Source organism: Opitutus sp. (assembly GCA_024998815.1).
In the GTDB taxonomy this organism is placed as follows: Bacteria; Verrucomicrobiota; Verrucomicrobiia; order Opitutales; family Opitutaceae; genus Rariglobus.
In genome coordinates, this window is record JACEUQ010000002.1 from 572501 (window position 1) to 589020 (window position 16520).

General features: G+C 64.3%; 13 protein-coding genes (1 of these 13 cut by a window edge). 5 read left to right on the top strand and 8 right to left on the bottom strand.

The features are described 5' to 3' along the window. Window positions 1–393, bottom strand: partial view of an ISAs1 family transposase gene (locus H2170_10265; protein MCS6300466.1) — the beginning only. The gene continues 978 nt to the left of window position 1, outside the view; only the first 393 of its 1371 coding nucleotides appear in the window; it begins with the start codon at window positions 391–393; its stop codon lies beyond the left edge, outside the window. 154 nt (window positions 394–547) lie between these two features. On the opposite strand from H2170_10265, the gene H2170_10270 reads away from it, so the two are divergent. Together H2170_10270 and H2170_10275 are read left to right on the top strand one after the other, a co-directional pair. Beyond that, window positions 548–1093: a hypothetical protein gene (locus tag H2170_10270; protein MCS6300467.1), complete on the top strand. Its 546-nt coding sequence runs from the start codon at window positions 548–550 to the stop codon at window positions 1091–1093. A gap of 271 nt (window positions 1094–1364) precedes the next feature. Then, entirely contained in the window at window positions 1365–2159 is a 795-nt protein-coding gene (locus tag H2170_10275; protein MCS6300468.1) for an amidohydrolase family protein, read from the top strand. A gap of 134 nt (window positions 2160–2293) precedes the next feature. On the opposite strand, the gene H2170_10280 is transcribed toward H2170_10275, so the two are convergent. The 7 genes from H2170_10280 to H2170_10310 form a co-directional block, all read right to left on the bottom strand. Beyond that, window positions 2294–3778: a glutamate synthase subunit beta gene (locus H2170_10280; protein MCS6300469.1), complete on the bottom strand. Its 1485-nt coding sequence runs from the start codon at window positions 3776–3778 to the stop codon at window positions 2294–2296. A gap of 128 nt (window positions 3779–3906) precedes the next feature. Continuing rightward, the gene (gltB, locus tag H2170_10285) at window positions 3907–8556 is read right to left on the bottom strand and encodes a glutamate synthase large subunit (GenBank protein MCS6300470.1); all 4650 of its coding nucleotides are present in this window, start codon (window positions 8554–8556) and stop codon (window positions 3907–3909) included. A gap of 161 nt (window positions 8557–8717) precedes the next feature. Then, window positions 8718–9053 carry a glutaredoxin gene (locus tag H2170_10290; protein ID MCS6300471.1) on the bottom strand — a complete coding sequence of 112 codons (336 nt, stop codon included), beginning with the start codon at window positions 9051–9053 and terminating at the stop codon, window positions 8718–8720. 172 nt (window positions 9054–9225) lie between these two features. Further along, the gene (locus H2170_10295; protein ID MCS6300472.1) at window positions 9226–10983 is read right to left on the bottom strand and encodes a glycosyltransferase family 39 protein; all 1758 of its coding nucleotides are present in this window, start codon (window positions 10981–10983) and stop codon (window positions 9226–9228) included. 13 nt (window positions 10984–10996) lie between these two features. After that, entirely contained in the window at window positions 10997–11698 is a 702-nt protein-coding gene (locus H2170_10300) for a phosphatase PAP2 family protein (protein ID MCS6300473.1), read from the bottom strand. A 5-nt stretch (window positions 11699–11703) separates the two neighbouring features. After that, window positions 11704–12039: a lipid-A-disaccharide synthase N-terminal domain-containing protein gene (locus H2170_10305; protein ID MCS6300474.1), complete on the bottom strand. Its 336-nt coding sequence runs from the start codon at window positions 12037–12039 to the stop codon at window positions 11704–11706. A 160-nt stretch (window positions 12040–12199) separates the two neighbouring features. Then, a complete protein-coding gene (locus H2170_10310) occupies window positions 12200–12934 on the bottom strand; it encodes a glycosyltransferase family 2 protein (protein ID MCS6300475.1) in 735 nt (244 codons plus the stop codon). A gap of 67 nt (window positions 12935–13001) precedes the next feature. On the opposite strand from H2170_10310, the gene H2170_10315 reads away from it, so the two are divergent. From H2170_10315 to H2170_10325, 3 genes are read left to right on the top strand one after another with little or no spacing between them, the layout of a single operon-like run. Beyond that, a complete protein-coding gene (locus tag H2170_10315; protein ID MCS6300476.1) occupies window positions 13002–14630 on the top strand; it encodes a glycosyltransferase family 39 protein in 1629 nt (542 codons plus the stop codon). 22 nt (window positions 14631–14652) lie between these two features. Continuing rightward, window positions 14653–15381 carry a phosphatase PAP2 family protein gene (locus tag H2170_10320; protein MCS6300477.1) on the top strand — a complete coding sequence of 243 codons (729 nt, stop codon included), beginning with the start codon at window positions 14653–14655 and terminating at the stop codon, window positions 15379–15381. Continuing rightward, on the top strand, window positions 15378–16352 hold the full coding sequence (locus H2170_10325) for an NAD-dependent epimerase/dehydratase family protein (protein ID MCS6300478.1): 975 nt from the start codon (window positions 15378–15380) through the stop codon (window positions 16350–16352). Before H2170_10320 ends, H2170_10325 begins: the two co-directional genes overlap by 4 nt. Window positions 16353–16520 lie beyond the last annotated feature (168 nt).

Sequence of the window (16520 nt, forward strand, 5' to 3'; positions counted from 1 at the left end):
GCCGTGCCAATGCCCTGCGAGTTCTCGCAGCACCAACCCGAGCACCTGCGAAGCCAGGTTCGGCTCGGAACCCTTCGGGGTGAGCAGAAGGAATCTCCTGTTCTGCACAATCAGACTGAGCCGCTCCACCCGCGTGGTAGCACTCCAGCCAATCCATAGATCCCGGTCTTTGAGTGCATAGCTCGCCGGGCCCCACACCAACAGGGCCACCGCCTGCCCGCCTCGTTCGACCACCTGCCTCAGGTAGTCTCCCACCGGCTGCCCTGGCCCTAGATAATGCTTCTCGCGCAGCTGCTGGTCGAACCACTCCTGCTCATCGGTTGTGGCCACCCGCACCTGCAATTGCCGGTCCCCCGTTTTTGCGCTCTTCGCTTCGTCTGGTTCAGAGTTCATCCCACCCAAGCAGAAGCAAAATCGCCTCTTTCGTCTAGCCCAAAGTTACTCCGCTCATCCCCAATCACTTCCAATTGATGAGGAAAAGCCCCTGGGTTACAGCCTGGGCGGAATCAGGTTGTCGTTGAAAATCTTCCGGAACCAAAGTGATTCCATGTCCAAGTCCCTCCGCCCCTGGATCGCTCTTCTGCTGCTCGGCGTAGTCGGCTCACCACTTCCCCTGGCCTCCGCCGCATCGCCGACGCCGGCCAGTCGACCGCAGATGAACCTGCCGGCCCTCGGCGAGGAGGTGCCGATCGAGCACATTAAGGTGATTTGCGATTTCTATGGTCTCAACAAACTGTGGCGGAAAATCGAACGCGACCCGCCGATTCGTCCGTTCAAAAGCGATGGTTGCACCGGCTGGTTCGACAACTGGAAAGGCGTCAGCCTTTACCCGGCCGGCTTTCTGCACGACCTGAAATATTGGGCCGGTTACCCGGGTGAGGACGTCGAGCGCCTGGCTGCTGATGCCGAACTGATGATCGATGTCGCCCGACTGCTCAACTCGACCAGCATTGCCGAAACGATGTTTCACGGCGTCCGCATCGGCGGTACCGAAACACTCAACGCATCGTTTTCCTGGGGCTTTGGCCGTAGGCTGCTGATGCCGACCCCGCTCGCCAGCAAGCAAAGCGGCTCGCACCTCCATCCCCGTTAACGATGTCGCCTCAGCGTTATGTGGAGTCATTGCCCTTAACCCGATTTACGAACCCTTCACCTCTATGCGCATCGATTGCCACGTCCATGTCATCGGCACGGGAAAAAACGGTTCTGGCTGCTGGTACCGACCGCGAGGGCTGACGCGCATCGGCGAACCCATTCTCCTGCGCTCTATGGGCCTCCGTGCGGCAGATTTGCAGGCGAACTTCGAGTCGATCTAAGTCGAAGCCCTGCGGGCGCAACTACGCGGGACCGGGCTTAATGCCTTGGTGATTCTCGCCCAGGACGAACCCCACCGCGACGACGGCACGGTGATCGCCGACACCGGCTCCTTTTACGTGCCCAATGACTACGTACTCGGGCTCGCCCGCACCCACGCGGAATTCCTGCCCGCCGTCTCGATTCATCCCGCCCGGCCGGATGCATTAGCCGAACTGGACCGCTGCTTGGAGGGCGGGGCGGTCATGCTGAAGTGCCTGCCTAATTGCCAAAACATGGATTGGAATGACCGGCGTTACCGGCCGTTTTTGGAGCGTATGGCTGAATCCGGACTGATTCTGCTCGCGCACACCGGCAGCGAACGGACCATGCCCGTGCTGCGCCCCGACCTCGCGGCGCCCCGGGTGTTGACCCAAGCGCTTGAAATCGGCGTCACCTGTATCGCGGCGCACTGTGGCACAGGCATGATCGCGCTTGATCCCGATTATTTCGACGAGTTCGTCGCCATGACGAAACGCTACCCGAACCTTTATGGGGATAACAGCGCCCTCGCCGGCCTCAGCCTGCGCTTCCGACCCCGGCAGATGCGACGAATTCTTGAGGACGAGGAACTGGCGGCGCGCATCCTTTATGGCAGCGATTTACCCGTGCCCCCGAGCGGACTGGTGATGGCGGCTTTTGGCATGATCGAATGGGACGATTATCGGGCCTCGCGCCGCCATGTGAATCCCTTGGCGCGGGATGTGATGTTAAAGCGGGCCCTCGGATTCAGTCCGGAGAGCGAGACGCGCTTGGCGACGCTGTTGCGCACGCCACACCTGGCGCCGGGGTTACGTAAAAGATAATGAAGGGAGGGCCCGGCGGGCGTCCCCATTCAGGCTGGTCTACGGACGGCTGGGAGGAGGGATGGCCATAAAAAGGCCCGACCAGTAACGGTCGGGCCTACAACTGACACCGAACTCAATCTTCGGTTACCGGATTACGGCAGCATGGTCGCGCCCATCAGGTAACGGTCGCACTCGCGCGCGGCCGCACGGCCTTCGTTGATCGCCCAGACCACCAAGCTCTGGCCGCGGCGGCAGTCGCCCGCCGCAAACACGCCCGGCACACTCGTCGTGTGCACGTTGTGCTCCGCCTTGATGTTGCTGCGCGCATCCGCCTCCAGTCCGAGCGCCTTCAGCACCACCTGCTCCGGCCCGAGGAAGCCCATCGCCAGCAGCACCAGTTGCGCCTGACGCGTCTTCTCGGTGCCGGCCTGCTCCTGCGGCACGAACTGGCCATTGTCGTTCTTGCCCCACTTGATTTCCACCGTGACCAACGACTCAACGTGGCCGTTGGCGTCGGCGCTGAACTTTTTCACCGTGGTCAAATAGACGCGGGGGTCGGAACCGTAACGGGCGGCGGCCTCTTCCTGGCCGTAGTCCATCTTGTAGGTTTTTGGCCACTCCGGCCAGGGGTTGTCGGCCTGGCGCTCCAGCGCGGGCTTGGGCAGGATCTCGATTTGGGTAACGCTGCGGCAGCCCTGGCGCAGGGCCGAGCCCACGCAGTCGGTGCCGGTGTCGCCGCCACCGATCACGATCACGTCCTTGTCCTTGGCGCTGATCGGGCTGGTCGAGGGATCGCCGGCGAGAACCGCCTTGGTGTTGGCCGTGAGGTACTCCATCGCGAAGTGCACGCCGGTGTAGCTGCGGCCTTCGATCGGCAAATCGCGCGGCAGGGTCGCCCCGGTGGCAAACACCAGCGCGTCGAAACCCTTGCGCAGGTCAGCCACGTCGTGGGTCACGCCGATGTTGGCGTTGCACACGAAGGTGATGCCTTCCTGCTCCATCAACTGGATACGGCGCAGCACGACGTCCTTTTTATCCAACTTCATGTTGGGGATGCCGTACATGAGCAGGCCGCCCGGACGGTCGGCGCGTTCAAACACGGTGACGGTGTGGCCGGCGGCATTGAGCTGGGCGGCGGCGGACAGACCGGCGGGGCCGGAGCCGATCACGGCGACCTTTTTACCGGTGCGACTGCGGGGCGCGGTGGGGACAACCCAGCCCTCGTCCCAGCCCTTTTCGATAATCGAGTACTCGATGTTCTTGATCGTGACGGGCGGGTTGTTCAGGCCGAGCACGCAGGAGCCTTCGCAGGGCGCGGGGCAGACGCGGCCGGTGAACTCGGGGAAGTTGTTGGTCTTGTGCAGACGCTCGAGCGCCTCTTTCCACAGGCCGCGGAACACCAAGTCGTTGAACTCGGGAATGAGGTTATTGATCGGGCAACCGGAGGCCATGCCGCCGATGAGTTTGCCGGTGTGGCAGAAGGGCACGCCGCAATCCATGCAGCGGGCGCCCTGATTTTTGAGTTTCTTCTCCTCCATGTGGAGGTGGAACTCGTTCCAGTCGCGCACCCGCTCAAGCGGAGGACGGTCGGCGGGGATTTCGCGCAGGTATTCGAGGAAGCCGGTAGGTTTGCCCATGGGATGTGGAGGTCGGATTTTTAAATTTTAACGCAAAGGCGAGAAGACGCAGAAGACGCGAAGGAATGAACTCGAACTTTACGTGCTTAGCGTCTCGGCGACTTTGCGTTGAAGGGTTGTTGCTGGACTTAGTTACCGCCGACACGCGAGGTGTCGCGGGCGTTTTCTTCGAAGGCGGCCATGATGGCTTCGTCACCGGTGAGGCCCTGGGCCTGCGCGTTGGCGATACAAGCCAGCATGCGCTTGTAGTCCTTGGGCATGATCTTGACGAACTTGGGCAGCATCGCGTCCCAGTTAGCCAACACTTCGGCAGCGCGGGTGCTGCCGGTGAGGTCGGCCTGGCGCTGGATGAGCTCGCGCAGTTCGGCCTGCTCGGCGGCGGTCTCGACCTTTTCGAGGGCCACCATCGAGAGGTTGACGTTGCCCTTAAGCAGGTCGGCGTCGTCGAGCACGTAAGCTACGCCACCGGACATACCAGCGGCGAAGTTACGGCCGGTCGGCCCGAGCACCACCACGCGGCCACCGGTCATATACTCAAGGCCGTGGTCGCCCACGCCCTCGACCACCGTGGTGACACCGGAGTTGCGCACGCAGAACCGCTCGCCGGCGCGGCCACCGACGAACAGCTCACCGGCGGTCGCGCCGTAGAGAGCGACGTTACCGATGATGATGTTCTCCGAGGGCTTGAAGCCGGAGGCGGCCGGGGCGCGCACGATGATCTTGCCGCCCGAGAGGCCCTTGCCGACGTAGTCGTTGGCATCGCCTTCGAGGCGGAAGGTCATGCCCTTGGGCATGAAGGCGCCGAAGCTTTGACCAGCCGAACCGGTGAAGCGGATGTCGATGGTGTCCTCGGGCAGGCCGGCCGCGCCGTATTTACGGGTAACCTCGCTGCCGGTAATCGTGCCGACCACGCGGTGGACGTTTTTAACCGGTACGGTGGCGACGACCTTTTCGCCGCGCGCAATCGCCGGCTCGCAGAGGCCGAGCAGCGAGGTCAAGTCGAGCGACTTGTCCAAGCCGTGGTCCTGGGTCTGCTGGCAGTAGCGACCGACCTCCGGGCCAGTGTCGGGCGAATAGAGCAGGCTGGAGAAGTCCATGCCCTTGGCCTTCCAATGGGTGATGGCCTTGCGCGGTTCGAGGCGGTCGGTGCGGCCGACCATCTCTTCGATGGTGCGGAAACCGAGCTGGGCCATGAGCTCGCGGACTTCCTGGGCGATGAACGTCATGAAGTTCACGACGTACTCGGGCTTGCCGGTGTATTTCTCACGCAGGCGTGGGTCCTGGGTGGCGACGCCGGTCGGGCAAGTATTCAGATGGCAAACACGCATCATGATACAGCCGGTGGCGACGAGCGGGGCGGTGGCGAAACCGAATTCCTCGGCGCCGAGCAGCGCGGCCATGATGACGTCGCGGCCGGTCTTGAGCTGGCCGTCCGTCTCCACGGCGATGCGGGAGCGAAGGTTGTTAAGAACCAGCGTCTGGTGGGTTTCGGCCAGGCCGAGTTCCCACGGCAGACCGGCGTGCCAGATGGAGTTCTGCGGCGAGGCGCCGGTGCCACCGTCGTGGCCGGAGATCAAGACCACGTCGGCGTGGGCCTTGGCAACGCCGGCGGCGATGGTGCCGACACCGACCTCGGCCACCAGTTTCACACTGATGCGGGCGCGTCGGTTGGCGTTTTTCAGGTCGTGGATCAGCTCGGCCAAATCCTCGATCGAATAGATGTCGTGGTGCGGAGGCGGGGAGATGAGGCCGACGCCGGCGGTGGTGTGGCGGGTCTTGGCGACCCACGGATAGACCTTGGTGCCCGGCAACTGGCCGCCCTCGCCGGGCTTGGCGCCCTGGGCCATCTTAATCTGGATCTCGCGGGCGCTGACCAGGTAGTTGCTGGTCACACCGAAGCGGCCGGAAGCGACCTGCTTGATGGCGGAGTTCTTCGAGTCACCGTTCGCCATGGGGACGAAACGCGCCGGGTCTTCGCCGCCCTCACCGGTGTTGGATTTACCACCGATGCGGTTCATGGCGATGGCGAGGGTCTCGTGGGCCTCTTGCGAGATCGAGCCGTAGGACATGGCGCCGGTCTTGAAGCGGCTGAGGATCTTTTCAATCGACTCAACCTCCTCGATCGGGATGGCGTCAGAGGGCTTGAAGTCGAGCATGCCGCGCAACGTGCACAGGGCCTTCGACTGATCGTTGACCAGGCGGGCGTACTGTTGGAACACGCCGTAGTCGCCGGCGCGCACAGCCTTTTGCAGGGCGTGGATCGACTCGGGGTTGAACAAGTGAAACTCACCGTCGGAGCGCCACTTGAATTGGCCGCCGGCGGGCAGGGAGTGGTCGATGACGTTACGCTCACCGAAGGCCTCGCGGTGGCGCATGAGCACCTCCTGGGCGATGATGTCCAAGCCGATGCCGCCGACGCGCGACGGGGTCCACGTGAAGTAGTGGTCGATCACGTCCTGGCGCAGGCCGACCGCCTCGAACACCTGAGCGCCGCGGTAGCTCTGGATCGACGAAATGCCCATCTTGGAGGCGACTTTGACCACGCCCTTGGCGGTGGCTTTGACCAGATTCTTGCAGGCAGTCTTGTGGTCGACGCCGGGCAACAGACCCTCGTGGATCATGTCGTCGATGGTCTCGAAGGCCAGGTACGGGTTGATCGCGCTCACGCCGTAACCGATGAGCAGCGCCATGTGATGAACCTGGCGGGCTTCGCCGGTTTCCAGCACGAGGCTGACCTGGGTGCGCAGACCCTCGCGGATGAGATAATGGTGCAAGCCGGCGACGGCGAGCAGGGCAGGAATCGGGGCGTAGTCCTTGGTGACACCGCGGTCGGAGAGGATGAGGACGTTAACTTCGTTATCCTCGATGGCGCGGCGGGCGAGCACACACAGCTCCTCCATCGCCTTGGCCAGGCCCTTCTCGCCACGGGAAACGCGGAATAGAATCGGCAGGACATCGACCTTGAGGCCGGGCAACTGCATGCGGCGAATTTTGCCAAACTCCTCGTTGGTGAGGACGGGCCAGTCGAGCTCGACGCGACGGCAGGCAGTGGCGCCGGGTTGCAGCAGGTTGCCCTCAGAGCCGAGGCGGGTCTCGTGGGAGGTGATAATTTCTTCGCGGATACAGTCGATCGGCGGATTGGTGACCTGGGCGAACAGCTGTTTGAAATAATCGTAGAGCAAGCGCGGCTTGTTGGAGAGGACCGCCAGCGGCGTGTCGTTGCCCATCGAGCCGATGCCCTCAACGCCGTCCTTGGCCATAGGGGCAAGGATCGCGCGCTCGTCCTCGTGGGTGTACCCGAAGGCGAGTTGGCGCTGGTGGAGCGTGTCACGGTCGGGCGCAGGAAGCTCGGGGGCGGCGGGCAGGTCGTCGAGGTGGACGAGGTGCTCGTCGAGCCAGGCGCGGTAGGGGAATTCGGCCGCGAGCTGGCGCTTGATTTCCTCGTCGGGAATGATGCGGCCCTGCTGTGTGTCCACGAGGAACATCTTACCGGGCTGGATACGGCCCTTTTCGACGATATCGGCGTCAGGGATGTCGAGCACGCCGGCCTCGGAGGCGAGGATGACGAGGTCGTCCTTGGTGACGTAGTAACGGGCGGGGCGCAGGCCGTTGCGGTCGAGAACCGCGCCGATGCTCTGGCCGTCGGTGAAGGTCATGGCGGCGGGGCCGTCCCACGGCTCCATCAAACACGCGTGGTACTGGTAGAAGGCGCGGCGGGTGTCCTCCATCGTCTGGTGGTTGGACCACGGCTCGGGGATCATCATCATCACCGCGTGCGGCAGAGAGCGGCCGGCGAGGTGGAGCAACTCCAGCGTGTTGTCGAACATCGCCGAGTCGCTGCCGTTGGGGTTGATGATCGGGAGGATCTTTTTGATGTCGTCGCCGAACGCGTCGGAGATGCAGTGAGCCTGACGGGCGTGCATCCAGTTGATGTTACCGCGCAGGGTGTTGATTTCGCCGTTGTGAGCGACGTAGCGGTACGGGTGGGCGCGGTCCCAGCTCGGGAAGGTGTTGGTGCTGAAACGCGAGTGAACCAGCGCGATGGCGGTGGCCATGAACGGGTTTTGCAGGTCGGGGAAATACACCGACAGCTGGGTGGTTAGCAGCATGCCTTTGTAAACCATCGTGCGGGCGGACAGGCTGGGCACGTACCAGGTCTCGGCACCGAGGAAACCCTCGTCGCGCAGCTCGGCGGAGGCGCGCTTGCGGATGACGTAGAGCTTGCGCTCGAAAGCCAGGGTGTCGGCAATCTCTTCGCTGCGGCCGATGAACACTTGGCGGATGAACGGCTCGCTGGCCTTGGCGGTCTCGCCGAGGGAGGCGTTGTCGGTAGGGACGGTGCGCCAGCCGAGGAAAACCTGGCCTTCGCTCTGAATGATCTGGGCGAACTTTTCCTCGATCTTGCGGCGGTGGGTAGCGTTGCGCGGTAGGAAAATCAGGCCGGTGCCATAGAGGCCGGCTGCAGGCAGGGTGATGCGGGCCTTTTTAGCGACATCGACGCAGAAAGCGTGAGGGACCTGGAGAAGAATGCCGGCGCCGTCACCGGTGTTGGGCTCGCTACCGGCGGCACCGCGGTGGTCGAGGTTCTCCAAAACCTGGATACCCTGGCGGAGGATGGCGTGGGTCGCGCGGCCCTTCATGTCGACCACGAAGCCGACGCCGCAAGCGTCATGCTCGAACCAGGGATCGTAGAGACCCTGCTTGGCGGGACGCCCGGCGACGGACGGCTGAGAGGACTGGGCGGAGGCGAGAGGACGGGAGTTATTCACGACAGGAATCGAGCCAGTTAAACGGACGGAAAGGGTGGGTTAAAAACCAGGGAGGGAGGAGCCTCCAGCGAGCGCCGAACGGTCGAAGCCGTCCGGGTCAGTAAACGAAAAAAACGGCCTCGCGCTAGGAGACCGTTTTGGGGGAGCGTCGAAACGGTAGCCAGCATGCCTCAGAAGAAGCGTACGGTCTGGGTCGCCATTTTTGCGTGCTCGGCGTCGGTGCAACCGGCGTTGGTCGGGGCGCTCGCGGGAACGTCGGTAGGCTTAACCAAGTTATTGGAAAGCATGTAGTTCTCCACCTCCTCGCCGGAGATGTCGGCCAGCATCACGCCGTCGATTTCGACGCAGGGTGAGAGGGGCTGACCGGACTTCTGCACCATCTCCGCGTAGTTGGCGCGGTTGTTGATGATGTCGATGTCCTCGAACGGCAGGCTGTACTTGCGCATGATGGTGCGAACACCGTTGGACCAGCCACAGGAGGGTTTCAGATAGGCTTTGATTTGCATGCGAAGGATGGGTTGAGCGGAAAAACCAGCCAATTGATACGCCCGATTGCGCGACGATCAAGCGAAAGGTTCCCCATTTCCGTCAATTTTCCAGAGGAGGCAAACGGAGGGCCGTGTTCAGGTTCGCCGCAACTGAGATGACGGGAAGTCTGCGTCTACTTTTCTGAGGTGCTCAGGGGCGCACCCACACGCTGAGCGTCTGCCAGCGCGAACGCCCCAAGTTAAACACTTCCACCGTCTGCTGGCGCTGCGCAACCGCACTTAATCCGCTCGGCGCGGAATACTCGCGCCACTTCAAGCGTCCGGTGAAAAAACCCAGAGGGTCGCATTCGCGTTCCATCACCACCACGGCCACCGGGCCGGGCTGGGCCAACATCGCCGCCAGCGCCTCGGGCTGGTCTGAAAAAGTCCACTTCGCGCCGCTGTAAAAAACGATGCTCGGCTCGGCAAAACGACAGCCCAGAAAACGCGTGCCGGCGGGCATCGCGCGCAACGCCGGCTCGAGCGTCACCCCGGGGCTGACCGACCGCAGCCCGGTGCCCATGCGCCACGCCCCCGCACTGATCAGCAGCACCCCGAGCACCACCACCGCCGCGCGACGCCCCCACCAGGCGGATGCCACCAGCAAAAAACCGCCCACCGTGACCAGCAGCCCGACGACGGCATCGCGCAACGGATCCAGCCCGGCGGGCAGTTCCGCGCGCACCACCAAAACCAGCGCCACCGTCGCCACCAGACCGAACACCGCGAAAAAAACTCCCATGGCCACCCGCGCCCAACGCGCCAGCGCCGCCATGCCCGCCGGCGTTAAGCCCGCGCCCAACAGGAGGAAAAATGCCGGAAATCCCGGCAGCACGTAGTGGGGCAACTGGGTCAGGTAGGCCGTGAAAATCACATACGGGGCCAGTAACCAGCTCGCCAGCCAAGCACGGCGGGCGTCCCACTCGCGCCGCGCCGCCACCCAGGCCGCACCGGCAAACACAACCCACGGAAACAGGGTCATAGGCGCGGTCATTAGGTAGAAAAACGGGTTGTAAGAGCGCCCGTTGAGTTTTTCCAAGCCCCGCTGCACCACGTGTTCACCGATACCTTTTTGCCAAAACAGGCCGTGCGTCGCCACCAGCGCCGGTATCCCCCAAATGGCGACGATACCGGTGGCCAGCACCAGCCCGCGCCCCGCCTGCAGCCGCGCCCAGGGCAGCGGTTTGCGCCAAAATACCCAGCGCCACAACATCAGCGCCAGCGCCGGCACCACCAACGTAATTGGACCCTTGCCCAAAAAACCCAGTCCCAGCGACACCCACAGGCTCCACCACGCGAGCCGCGGGCTCCAGCTAGTCGTGGCCGAATCGGTCGGCTCCGTGCCGCCCGCAGCGCTCGCCGCCACACCCGTCGCTGCATTCGCAGTCCCGTTCGTAGCCGCCGCACCCGCCAGCGTCGGCGCGAGCAGCAACTCGGCCAGCGCTACGCAGGCCACCGCCACTGCCAACACCATGGGCATATCGGCCACCGCCAGCCGGCCGTGGATAAAAAACTGCAAGCTCGTCGCCAGCATGAACCCGGCGGCAAAGCCCGCCCGCGCACCGAACCAGCGCCGCCCTGTGTGCCAGACCAGCAGCACCAGCGCGAGCATGCAGGCCACCGCCGGCAGGCGCGCCCCCAGCTCATTGATTCCAACCGTCGCGTAACCGGCGTGCATGAGCCAGTAAACCAGCGCGGGTTTATCGAAGCGGTAGTCGCCATTGAAGGTCGGCACGATCCAGTCGTGGCGCTCCAACATTTCGCGGGCCGCAGTGGCAAAACGCGGCTCGTCGCGGTCCACCAGCGGCAGTTGCGCGGTGCCGGGCAGGTACACCGCCAGCACCAGCAGCACCAGCAACCAAGGGGCGAACCGGTCCCATTTCCACGTTTTGGCGGCTTCGGAGTTCATCACTTCAATAAATTCACGCGGTTAACTTCGCTGGTTCCGTCGCGCGGTTTTCCAGCCAGCGGCGAATCGCCAGCGCCAGCACCGCGCCGACCAGCGTGCCCAGCGCGGCGCCGGCGAGCACGTCGCTTAGGTAATGGCTGCCCAAATACATCCGCGACCAGGCGACCAACCCCGCCGCCGCCACAAAGCCCACTCCCCAGCGCGGCGCCAGCACGGCCACCGCCACGGCCACCCCGAAGCAGTGGGTGGCGTGACCGGAGGGAAAGCTTTGAAACCCGGAGGCCCGCGCGAACCAGGTGAACTCATCGACCGCATTCATGCTTGGCCGGGGACGGCCCAGTAGGGCCTTAAAAAAGACCGCGATTATCCCGGCAGTTGTCCCGCCCAGCAGCCCAGCGACCGCCGCGAACAGCCAGGGCAAGCGGCCAGCCCAGGCGCCAAGCCCGCCCAGCGCCAGCAGCGCCACGAACGGGGCCAGGTGCAGCTCGCCCCACTTGGAGGCGCCTTTAGCGAAGGCGATCATGCCCTCGGGTCGGGCTGCGGTTAACCCGTCGGCAATCGCCCGATCGGTGCCGCTCAGCGCGAGCCCGGCGGCCAACGCCAGCACGCAGGCCGCGCCCACGCCGATCGACCAAGCACGCCGACGCACGCTCCGGCCCGCCTCGCCGTACCAGCCACCGAGCACTCGCCACCATGCTGTCGTTTCCGCGCCCATCTCGCTTAGAGTTTGGCAGCAGGATGCAGCTCGGGGTTACGGCGCATTTTCACGTCCATCCAAAGGTTGTACGCGCCGGTGAACGCCGGGAACAGGTTGGACATCACGCCCACCGAGTCGCTTTTACCCATCGTGAAATAGCACAGCAACATGACGCTGCCGACCACGCTCATGTACCAAAAAGCGCGCGGCATGACAGGGCGCCCGGCCGCCCGCGTGGCGATAAACTGCACCACCCAGCGTCCAGCAAACATGAGCGTGCCTAGGTAACCCACAATCTTCCACGCAGTGACGACCACGTTGATGCCACCCAGCGAGAGGTTAAACAAAACTTCGTTCATAAGATAGACTCGTTGATTAATGGGGGGACTCGTTGCCGTAAAACGTAGCGCAAACTTCCAGTCTGCATTCCAGCTCGGAGCAGACTGGAAGTCTGCGCTACGTTTAGGAAATCCAAAACCGACTGAAAGCCCGCGCTACGTCATCAAAAACGGCCGTCCCTTAGCGGGGGCCGGAGCCGGGCAGCACGCCTGCCGGGTACCGGATCTGGCGAGCCATGACCCAGCTCACCCCGAACAGGTCGCGCAGGCCGCGCAGCGCGCGCCCGCCGATGGTGTATTTGGATACGCCGCGGGTACGCGGGCGGTGGTTAACCGGCACTTCCACCAGGGTGAGACCAGCGTTGAGCAAGAGCGCGGGGATGTAGCGGTGCAGGCCGTTGAACGGAATCAGGTAACCGACGTGGTCGCGGCGCATGGCCTTGAGCGAACAGCCGGTGTCACGCACCTGATCTTTGAGGAAAAAGCGGCGGATGTTGTTGGCGAAACGCGAAGCGACGCGGCGGTTAAAACTATCCTGGCGGGTGCGGCGGTAACCGCAGGCAAAGTCGACGCCGTCCATCGCGGCGACCAGAGCGGGGATGTCGGCAGGATCGTTCTGGCCGTCGCCGTCGAGCATGACGCAAACCCGGCCGGTCGCGTGGGAAAGGCCGGCGTAGAGCGCGGCGCTTTGGCCGAGGTTGACCGGCAGGGCCAGAGCGGTGACCCCGGGAACGCCTTTGATGCGGGCCAAGGTGGCGTCACGCGAACCGTCGTCCACGGCGATGATCTCGGCGTCGGGACAGGCGGCCAACACCTCACGCAGGAGCGGCTCGACGTTTTCGTCCTCGTTGTAGAAAGGGATGATGATGGACAGGTGGGTCACGGCTAAAGCCCCATAAACCGAGGGATCAACCATGGGAGGCAATCTAATTTTCGGGTTGAGCGGGGGTGGGGCGACTGCGACGGTGGCCGTTTTTATCGCCATGCTCCCCGCCGCCCCGCTTGCCAGCCAGTCCCATCCCGCCGCCCTCACTGCGGACACCGCGTGGGTACGCCGCAGCCTAGGGCTGATCGCTGGGTTGGCGGTTGTCCGCTTTTTGTGGCTATGGCTGGTGCCGCTCGATCTGGTGCCCGACGAGGCCTATTACTGGGACTGGGGGCGGCAGCCGGATTGGTGCTATTATAGTAAGCCGCCGATGATCGCGTGGCTCAACACCGTGACCCAAGCCCTCGGCTTCACCACGGCGCCCCTGATGCGCACCCCGGCGGTGGTTCTCGGCACGATCGGGCTGGTGGCAACTTGGCTGCTGTCCCGTCGCCTTTGGGGTGAGCGGGCGGGGTTTGTCGCGGTGGTGCTCGGGGCCACCGCCCCCGGCTCGCTCGCCCTCAATTCACTGCTGACCATCGACGCCCCGCTGATTGCCTGCTGGAGCGTGGCGCTTTACGCGCTGTGGCGGGCACTCGAACCGGAGGGCGAAATCGAGCCGAGCGGGCGCGCCGCGCAGGTTGCGCGGAGCACCGTTAACCGCACGGGGTGGTGGGCGCTTTACGCGCTGGCCGGCCTGCTCGGCGTGCTCAGCAAACAGATGATGCTGATTTTGCCCCTGCTCGCGCTGGTGTTTGTATTCACCTCGCCGGCACCGGGAGACCGCGCGTGGCGGGGCCGGCTCGCGGTTTATCTCTGGCTGGCGGTGCCGCTGCTGGCGCTCGTTCCGCTGCTGTGGTGGAACATCCATCATGACTGGATCACGGTGCAACACACCGCCCACCACTTTGAGGCCGACTCGTGGCGCCTGGGCAAAGGACTCAACTTCTGCGTCGAGTTTATCGGCAGCCAGCTCGGCGTAATCGGGCCGGTGGCGGCGGTCCTGCTGGTGATTGCTGCCTGCGGCTGGCGCGAGGTGCGCGCGGACCGCCGCCAGTGGTTTGCCTGGATGATGACGGTGCCGGCGCTGGCCCTGATCCTCGCGATGAGCCTGCGCCAGCGCATCAACCCGAACTGGCCGGCGGTTTTCCACCTCGGCGGCGTGTTTTTGACGGTCGGCTGGCTGGTCAACGCGCAAGCTTGGCCGCGCCGGCAGAAGGCGTGGCGCGCGGCCTGGATGAGCGGCGTGGGCATCGTGGCGCTGGGCTACGCGCTGGTGTTGGCCATTGGCCCGCTCGGCCTGACCGGCCACAAGCTCGATTTCACCCGCCGCCTGCGCGGCTGGGAGCAATTCGGCGCCGACGTCGGCGCGATCAAAGCCAAACTCGAAGCCGACGGCGGCGCGCCCGTGATCGTGGTGACCTATGGCGGGCGCCAACTGGCCAGCGAACTCGCGTTTTATTTACCCGGGCAACCCATGGTGTGGCGCTGGACCCCGCCCGGACTGGTCGACTCGCAATACGCCCTGTGGAAAGGCCCACTGCCCAAGTGGCGCGGCGCTCGCGTGCTGTTGGTCACCTCCGCCGACGAATTGCCCGCCGCCCTCACCGAGGGCCTCGGCCGACTGACCCCGCTGAGTGAGATCAACTCCACGCGCACCACTGCGCTCCCCCCTCACCTGCGCATCCTCGTCGGCGAAAACCTGCAGGCCTGGGACCACGGCAAGCCTTTGCAAAACACTCCGTAATCCCCCGCCCGCCTCCGCCACCATGAAGAGCCTTTTCCGCATTTTCGCCGCCCTGGCCTTCGCTGCCCTCGCCGGGATTATCCTGGCGCGCACCGGCGGCGACATCGCGGTGGCACGCCACTATTTTACCCCCGGCGAAGGCTGGACCCACCAAAACGACACGGTGATCCAATTGCTTTATCGCTACGGCCCGTGGCTGGCCGTGTCGCTCGCGGTCGGCGGACTGGGCCTAGGGCTGCTCAGCACATTTGGACCTAAGCGTGACGCCGCGATGGCAAGGCGCGCGTGGATCTTCCCGTTGCTCATGCTGCTCGGCCCGGGCCTGCTGGTGAACGCGGTGGGCAAAGACAACTGGGGGCGCCCCCGCCCCAAACAAATTCAGGAGTTCGGCGGGCCCGACACCTACATCACTGCCGGCGCCATCGGCCCGGTGGCCAAAGACCGCAAATCCTTCCCCTCCGGCCACGCCTCCATGGGCTTTTACCTGCTGGCCGGCTATTTTGTTTGGCGCGGGCGTCGGCCCCTGCTGGCTCGGGCCAGCCTCGCCGCCGGCGTACTCATGGGGGCAGCGATTGGCTGGGCTCGCATCGTTCAGGGCGGCCACTTTTTGTCCGACGTGATCTGGGCGGGAGCGGCCGTCTTTATTGCTGGCGAACTGCTCGCTTGGCTTTTGCTGCGCGAGCGAACCCTTGCCGATCCTGCGACAACCGCCCAGCGTTCCGCGACCCCAACCCCACCCTCCTCCTCATGAAAGTTCTCATCACCGGCGCGGCCGGCTTCATCGGCTATCACACCGCCCGCCAACTCGCTGCCTCCGGGGAGTGCGAAGTGCTCGGTCTGGATAATCTCAATGACTACTACTCGGTCGCACTCAAGGATGCGCGCCTAGCCCAGTTGGCCAAATTTCCCTCCTTCCGCTTTATCGCCGCGGACTTCGCCGACGCCGCCCGTTTTCGCGAAATCTACCTGAACTTCGCGCCCGACTACGTGATTCACCTCGGGGCGCAGGCTGGGGTGCGTTACAGCATGGAAAACCCCACGGCCTACGTGCACAGCAACCTGATCGGGTTTTCCTCGGTGCTGGAAGCCGCGCGGGTGCGCCCGCCGCGCCACCTCGTTTACGCCTCGTCGAGCAGCGTCTACGGCGGCGGAGCGGTGACCCCGTTTCACGAAGAGCAGCCCACCGACCGCCCGCTGTCGTTTTACGCCGCGACCAAGAAAAGCAACGAGGTCATGGCTTACAGTTACGCCCACCTTTTCGGGCTGCCGCTGACCGGCCTGCGCTTTTTCACCGTTTACGGGCCGTGGGGACGCCCCGACATGGCGCCGATTTTATTTTCCAAAGCGATCGCCGAGGGCAAGCCCATCAAGCTGTTCAACCACGGGCTCAACCGCCGCGATTTCACCTACGTGGACGACATCGTGGCCGGGGTATTGGCGGCCATGCGCAACCCGCCGCAAGCCACCGCCGAGCTGCCGCCGGCGCGCGTTTACAACCTCGGCCACAATCACCCCGTGGAGGTGGTCGATTTTGTGCGCGAACTGGAGCGCCTGCTCGGGCGCAAAGCGCAAATCGAGTTGGTCGGCCCGCAGCCTGGCGACATGGTGGAAACCTGCGCCGACCTCACGCGGGTTAACGCCGCGATCGGTTACGCGCCGCGCACCCCGCTGAGCGAAGGCCTGGGCAAGTTCGTGGAATGGTTCAAAGGCTACTACGCCTGAGGCCTTCCGCAGTAATCGTTCTCGTTCTCATACTCCTACTCGTTCTCTCGTACTCTGCCTTTTCGCTTTCCGTGGGAGGGCCCACCTCCGTGTGGGCTGGCTCGATCCCAGGACGACACGGAGGTCGTCCCTCCGAACGGGCGCTTGCTCGCCCGATTGCCGCGGCCC

What these genes read in the sequence shown, in the direction of transcription:
- H2170_10270 (MCS6300467.1), top strand. Translation starts at nt 548, where the DNA reads ATGTCCAAGTCCCTCCGCCCCTGGATCGCTCTTCTGCTGCTCGGCGTA.
- H2170_10280 (MCS6300469.1), bottom strand. Translation starts at nt 3,778, where the DNA reads ATGGGCAAACCTACCGGCTTCCTCGAATACCTGCGCGAAATCCCCGCC.
- H2170_10290 (MCS6300471.1), bottom strand. Translation starts at nt 9,053, where the DNA reads ATGCAAATCAAAGCCTATCTGAAACCCTCCTGTGGCTGGTCCAACGGT.
- H2170_10295 (MCS6300472.1), bottom strand. Translation starts at nt 10,983, where the DNA reads ATGAACTCCGAAGCCGCCAAAACGTGGAAATGGGACCGGTTCGCCCCT.
- H2170_10300 (MCS6300473.1), bottom strand. Translation starts at nt 11,698, where the DNA reads ATGGGCGCGGAAACGACAGCATGGTGGCGAGTGCTCGGTGGCTGGTAC.
- H2170_10305 (MCS6300474.1), bottom strand. Translation starts at nt 12,039, where the DNA reads ATGAACGAAGTTTTGTTTAACCTCTCGCTGGGTGGCATCAACGTGGTC.
- H2170_10310 (MCS6300475.1), bottom strand. Translation starts at nt 12,934, where the DNA reads ATGGTTGATCCCTCGGTTTATGGGGCTTTAGCCGTGACCCACCTGTCC.
- H2170_10315 (MCS6300476.1), top strand. Translation starts at nt 13,002, where the DNA reads ATGCTCCCCGCCGCCCCGCTTGCCAGCCAGTCCCATCCCGCCGCCCTC.
- H2170_10320 (MCS6300477.1), top strand. Translation starts at nt 14,653, where the DNA reads ATGAAGAGCCTTTTCCGCATTTTCGCCGCCCTGGCCTTCGCTGCCCTC.
- H2170_10325 (MCS6300478.1), top strand. Translation starts at nt 15,378, where the DNA reads ATGAAAGTTCTCATCACCGGCGCGGCCGGCTTCATCGGCTATCACACC.